Source organism: Helicobacter labetoulli (assembly GCF_003670275.1).
GTDB lineage: Bacteria > Campylobacterota > Campylobacteria > Campylobacterales > Helicobacteraceae > Helicobacter_C > Helicobacter_C labetoulli.
This window is the reverse complement of record NZ_QXJF01000030.1, coordinates 1-3,616: the sequence shown is the minus strand read 5'-3', so window position 1 is coordinate 3,616 and position 3,616 is coordinate 1. Positions and strand designations below refer to the sequence as shown.

The window sequence follows — 3,616 nt, the reverse complement described above, 5'->3', positions numbered from 1 at the left end:
AGATATAAGAGCCTATAACTAATCCAAAGACTGCTATTGCAAAAAATACTATCCACATATTTGGTTACTCCTTTGTTGGTTGGAATTTAATTTATTGCGGGAATACATTTTATTCCCACTTGGGAGTCGTGTATTCCTTGTGTTTAGCACAAGAAAATAAAAAGGAGTGCAAAATGAATATAATAAGAATAGTAGAAGAAAAAAGTAAAAAAATTTCTTTTGGAAAGGTGGTATTTCCGCCCTACCAAAAGAAAAAAGCTTGTAAGGTTGAGCTTGGGCTTACAACTATGAGTGATGGGACAACCCGTTTCTCAATATGTGGTTACATCTGGAACCATTTGCACACGAACATTTATAAAGGTGGTCAAATTGATGAGACCATTAAGGCCCTCATCAAAGAAGGTGAGCTTGAAGCATCGCCCCTTCTGTTAGAGGTACTTGAGTTGTGGGATAAATACCATCTCAATTATCTCTGCCCCGGGACACCGGAGCAAGAAGAGGCGGTGCAGAATGGCTTTGAGTCCGGGGCGATAAAAAGATTCCAAAAGGAATCTTTTTATGAGCAGATGTGTGCTTACTTAAAAAGTGTTGGGCTTTACGAAGTTCAGTACGAAGGGAAGCCATATCGCTATGGCTTCGGCTGGATTTATAGACAAATTCCTCAAAGGGATTTAAATAGAATCCAAGAGGCAATGAAAGGATAACCCTTTTATCTCTCTCAGTCCAAAGTTGTGGGAATATATTTGTATTCCCATAGGGATACTATATATTCCTGCTGTTTATTTTGTCAAAATAAAAAGGAGACAAAATGGAAGCAACTAGAGAAAGCACGGCTTCGGCTCTAATGAGCCTTGGCTATAAAATTTCTCGTTCTTGGCATTTTGCCGTACAAGATGAGAGAACACCTAGTGCATACATAAATCAGAACGGTCATATACATGACTTCGGATCTGATTGGCACGGGGACTTTCCTTCGTTCCTAAAAGAGTTTCGTGGCTTTCATAATATTGGCGATGCCATAAAAGAAGCCCAAAGACTCTTGGGAATGGAGGTAACTTTTAATTTTGCTGACTTTGAAAAAGGTGGGCAAAAGAAAAACGAAGGCTTTATCGATGAAAAGTGGTTAGAGCAATATCGCTCCAACAGAAAAACGCATTTTGAGGCTTATTTAAAGCTTCTTAAGGCGTTAATGCCATCGGTCAAGTCAGCAGAAAAAAGAAAGGAAATTGCCTTGCGGTATGATATTGGCTATCAGCCAACAGGTAATTTCAAGGGAAAGCCCTTTCCAGAGAGACTTATAATGCCTATTCGTGATGAAGCAGGCAGAATAGTTACCCTCTGGAAGTATAACCCAACACTCGCCAAACACGAGCGGTTGCGTTATACAAGAGAGCGAAAGAGAAGTGTATTTAATTTATCCGACTTACTCAAGTATAGAGAGGCTCCACAAGAACCTATCTTTATATTAGAGGGCGAGAAGGATGTAATTAATGCTGTGGCACATGGCATTCGTGCTATTACGCCCGGCAGTGCAACTTCTCTTCTTGAAGAAACCTATTTGAATTTATTCAAAGATCTCAGCCTAATGGTTGTTGGAGATTACGATGAGGCTGGAAATACTACTATCAAAAAGCAGCTTGAAGTCCACGCTAAAGTCGTGAACATACTTGATTGGAAAAAGTTTCTTGAGTCAAAAGGGAGAGTAGATCTCTTGAAAAAGGGATTTGACTTGAGCGATTGGCTTGAGCAAAAGACTAGCCTTTAAGGCTAGAAATATTCCATAAAGGGATTTTTTTCATCCCTTTATGGGGTGGGATAAATCTCTTTATGGAGTGTTTTCACTCTAGGGTAGAAATATCCTTGCAATATAGAAATATGTTGCTAAAAAACAAAAAAAGAGAATAAAATGTTTTGCCATAATTATAATATGGTAAAATTGACAGAAATAACAAAAGGAGTGAGTATGAAAATGCCACAAGAAATTGCTGTCAAAAGAAAAAAAGAGGGAGAAAAAGCGGAATTTCAATACCTTATAAACAGGCTTGATGACAAAGAGGCTTGGGAAAAGGCTTTTGAAGCGGTTGCGAAAGATGATGAGCTAAATACTGATTTGTGGGAGACCAGTGAAGATGTCAAAGGGCTCTATAAAGCAAGGTGAAATATGGATTGTTAATTTTGAACCACAAATTGGTACTGAAATTAACAAAACACGCCCTGCCGTTATAATTGGACGAAATGATTGTGTGAATTTTAATATCAAGATCGTTGTTCCGATAACGATTTGGAAAGACAAATTCTGTCAAGGATTTTGGTTTGTAAAAATTCAACATTTTGTTGAAATCAACAACATTCTTTACATCCCAACTAGAAATGTTTTGATTGAAGCTTTTTGCTCCGTAAAACATTGACTCCATATCTTCCACCTTTAATACATTCCAATTTGATATATCTTGATTGAAATATACCGCTCCAGAGAACATATTTCGCATATTTGTTACATTGCTGACATTCCAAGTTTCAATGCCCCTAAAATCTCTATTTCTATATCCAGAATATAAAAATAGCCTAGACATATCGGTAATAAGACTTGTGTCAATATCACTTAATTCGGATGTTCTAAGCAATTCTATGGACTCATTTTTATTTTTTGGTTTAATTTTCATTTTTTCTCCTTAATTCCCATATTGGGAATATTGAAATAGATATTCCCAAACACTAGGGGCTTTTTTTAGGGGCATTTGATTGTTACACCAAATTCCTCATTTCCATCTTTGCTGCAATATAGCGTAAGATATTTTTCAATATCTCCGTATTCATCAACAAAAACGGAAATTTCCGCCTTGCTGGCAAACTCATAGGAGTTGTCCAAATCCATTTTTGAGAATTCGACATTCTCCCATAAGAGCTTTTTCAGCTCTTCTGAGTTTGAAACCCAGATGCACTGCTCAACAAAGTTGAGTGAGCCCGCTGCCGAAACAATTTTGCGGGGTTCTTTTTGAGGTGCTTCTATAGCTTCGAAACTATAAAGTCCTCATCAAAGAGGTACCTGAATGGTATCTCTCCTTTTTCGAAGAGTTCTTCTTGCCACTCTTCTATTTCCTTAATGCTTACACCCAAAGGCAACAAAACATTAAGGTTATTCTATCTGAAGCTTGAAATAAGCTTCGGCTTCAGACTGATTTAAAACACCCTTGTTTCAGGTGGGAAGTATCCCTCCTGATTGGTGTATTCTGTTTTTATAATTTTATATATTTTCATTGTCTTCTCCTTTTATCTTTTTGACAAAACAAATAGTAGGCAGACATAGTAGTTCCGTGCGGGAATACAAAATGTCATTCCCACAACTTTGGCTGAGAGAGATAAAATTAGGGTTTAGAAATAAGAGAGTTTATTGTTTTGCGGATAAGCTGCAGACGATTTTCATCCAATTCTCCTATAGAGAAACTGGATTCGCTAAAACTTTTTATTTGAAAGCAATTTGCCACCGATGGTTTTAAAAGATTGTTCTTGGAGTTTGGTTCTTCTGTGCTAGGTTATTTAACCAAAACCTTAGCTCTTGGGACATAAACGGCATCTCAAAAGAGATGTTTGAAGGCACGAAAATGTCTGAAAAACA

The 3,616-nt window shown here is 37.3% G+C and carries 4 protein-coding genes and 1 pseudogene; 4 read left to right on the top strand and 1 reads right to left on the bottom strand.

Translation table 11 applies throughout. The features are described 5' to 3' along the window. The first annotated feature begins 173 nt into the window (after window positions 1–173). The 4 genes from EBF12_RS10895 (at window position 174) to EBF12_RS12370 (ending at window position 2,408) form a co-directional block, all read left to right on the top strand. Entirely contained in the window at window positions 174–704 is a 531-nt protein-coding gene (locus EBF12_RS10895; RefSeq protein ID WP_121727664.1) for a hypothetical protein, read from the top strand. 104 nt (window positions 705–808) lie between these two features. Then, the gene (locus tag EBF12_RS10890; protein WP_121727663.1) at window positions 809–1,765 is read left to right on the top strand and encodes a hypothetical protein; all 957 of its coding nucleotides are present in this window, start codon (window positions 809–811) and stop codon (window positions 1,763–1,765) included. 198 nt (window positions 1,766–1,963) lie between these two features. Beyond that, window positions 1,964–2,158: a hypothetical protein gene (locus tag EBF12_RS10885; protein ID WP_121727662.1), complete on the top strand. Its 195-nt coding sequence runs from the start codon at window positions 1,964–1,966 to the stop codon at window positions 2,156–2,158. After that, a complete protein-coding gene (locus EBF12_RS12370; RefSeq protein WP_121727665.1) occupies window positions 2,130–2,408 on the top strand; it encodes a type II toxin-antitoxin system PemK/MazF family toxin in 279 nt (92 codons plus the stop codon). The genes EBF12_RS10885 and EBF12_RS12370 overlap by 29 nt, the downstream gene beginning before the upstream one ends. On the opposite strand, the pseudogene EBF12_RS12365 reads toward EBF12_RS12370, so the two are convergent. Continuing rightward, window positions 2,334–2,663, bottom strand: a pseudogene (locus EBF12_RS12365) (BspA family leucine-rich repeat surface protein); the annotation flags it as partial. The gene EBF12_RS12370 and the pseudogene EBF12_RS12365 sit on opposite strands and share 75 nt — an antisense overlap. Window positions 2,664–3,616: the final 953 nt, after the last annotated feature.

What these genes read in the sequence shown, in the direction of transcription:
- EBF12_RS10885 (WP_121727662.1), top strand. Translation starts at nt 1,964, where the DNA reads ATGAAAATGCCACAAGAAATTGCTGTCAAAAGAAAAAAAGAGGGAGAA.
- EBF12_RS10895 (WP_121727664.1), top strand. Translation starts at nt 174, where the DNA reads ATGAATATAATAAGAATAGTAGAAGAAAAAAGTAAAAAAATTTCTTTT.
- EBF12_RS10890 (WP_121727663.1), top strand. Translation starts at nt 809, where the DNA reads ATGGAAGCAACTAGAGAAAGCACGGCTTCGGCTCTAATGAGCCTTGGC.
- EBF12_RS12370 (WP_121727665.1), top strand. Translation starts at nt 2,130, where the DNA reads ATGTCAAAGGGCTCTATAAAGCAAGGTGAAATATGGATTGTTAATTTT.